This window comes from Devosia psychrophila, from assembly GCF_000971275.1.
Lineage (GTDB): Bacteria > Pseudomonadota > Alphaproteobacteria > Rhizobiales > Devosiaceae > Devosia > Devosia psychrophila.
Window position 1 is genome coordinate 1 of the sequence record NZ_LAPV01000078.1, and the last position, 1681, is coordinate 1681.

The window sequence follows — 1681 nt, forward strand, 5'->3', positions numbered from 1 at the left end:
TTCTGTCTCGGTTATGCTCTCGACGACCAGTCCAGCCGGAATCAAGGACGAAGTCCGCATATTCATCGCCATGTTGCTGATTCCTCTTCGAAAACAGCACCACCTCGCCACCAAATATCATCGAGAGTGAGTCAGAGCCCTTATCCGGCGCCGATTGACAAGAGCCAGCCCTGCCAGGTCCTGACATAGGTTATGTCGGTGACCCAGACCTTGTTGGGAGCATCAACGGTGAAGACGCGCTGCAGGTGGTTCGGAGCGATGATCGAAGGACGGCCAGCAATGCCTTGAGGCTTCTTATAGCCGCGCACTGGCTTGATGCCGTTCTCAGCCATGATGCGTTCGACACGGTGGAGGCCGCAGACTTCGCCAACTTCCCGCAAGTCGCCGAAGATGCGGCGGGCACCATAAACGGCATGGCTGGCGCTATAGGAATTGAGATCGAGCAAGCGCGCATCTTCCCTGGCGTGATCGCTTACCGGCTCGTGCAGCCATGCGTAAAAGCCGGCGGGAGCCACCCGCAAGACACGGCACATCAACGTGATGGCGTAGTCATGGCGGTGTTCGTTCATGAAGCGGTAATTCACTCGGGTTCCCTGGCAAAGTACCGCGCGGCTTTTTTTAAGAGATCCCGCCCCTCCTCCGTACGTCGCAGTTGCGAACGCAGGCGCAGAACCTCGCTCTTGGCTTCGAGAAGTTCCTGCGATTGCTGCTCGGATCGGTCGGGTGACACGGCCTTGACCCATTTGTACAGACTATGGGCCGATACGCCCAAGCGCGCCGCGACATCCGGAACGCGATAGCCGCGTTCAACCACCTGCCTAACGGCTTCTTCTTTAAATTCCGGGGTAAATCTCTGTGTACTCACAAGCTGCCTCCTATGCTCAAAGGATAGGCGGAGCCTGTCTACCGGGCTAGGGGCAGTCCAGATCGTCGCAAGCTCAGACAAGCTCGCCACTCGACCCATAGAACAGTTTTTTCGCTCTCTCCAAGCGTCCTGCTGAAAGTTGTGGCAGTGGTGTCGAATACCGGGATGGTCACTTGTCTCATTTAGAAGCAGTCACATAGGGAGGCTTTGATGGAAAAATCTAACGAGACTGAAATTCGCGATGTTCTGGACGCCTGAGCACAGGCAGTGCGGGATTTAGATATGCCGGGGATACTCGCAAACCATACTGCGGACGTTGTTATGTTCGATGTACCAGCACCATTGCAAAGCCGGGGAATGGAAGAGTATGTCAAGACGTGGGAGATCTTCTTTCAGTACAGTAAAGGAGGGCCAGATACCTTTAATATTGTTGAACTTCAAGTAACTAGTGGCCAAGATGTGGCTTTTGCGCACGGCATTCGGGGGATCGAGGACAGCCGGCTTAGATTAACAGTTGGCCTGACAAAAGAGGAGGGTAAATGGGTGATCGCCCATGAGCATCATTCGTATCCAAGCGCTTGACTAGGTCGTGTTGACAAACTGGATTCCCCAAACGGCTTTGCCGTGATTCAAGACTGCTTTTTAGGAGGCGGTTTTGGCACGCGGGGATTTGTCGGACGCAGAGTGGTGGCTCATTGGAGAGCTTTTGCCGGCTGAACGAGGGCGCAAGTCCCGACCAGCGCAAGACAATCGCCGTTATCTGAACGGCATGCTCCATGTTCTGCGGGTTGGCTGCCCCTGGCGCGACATGCATGA

2 protein-coding genes and 1 pseudogene are annotated in these 1681 nt (G+C 55.1%); 2 read left to right on the forward strand and 1 reads right to left on the reverse strand.

What is annotated here, in order from left to right; genetic code table 11:
* Positions 1-161 precede the first annotated feature (161 nt).
* Positions 162-865: pseudogene (locus WH91_RS25320) on the reverse strand (IS3 family transposase); the annotation flags it as partial.
* A gap of 267 nt (positions 866-1132) precedes the next feature.
* Here WH91_RS25320 and WH91_RS23280 point away from each other — a divergent pair.
* Positions 1133-1447: a YybH family protein gene (locus WH91_RS23280; RefSeq protein WP_280140275.1), complete on the forward strand. Its 315-nt coding sequence runs from the start codon at positions 1133-1135 to the stop codon at positions 1445-1447.
* Between the two features lie 73 nt (positions 1448-1520).
* Positions 1521-1681, forward strand: a 161-nt coding sequence (locus WH91_RS23285; protein ID WP_144408353.1) for a transposase, incomplete at its 3' end; no start/stop codon positions are given.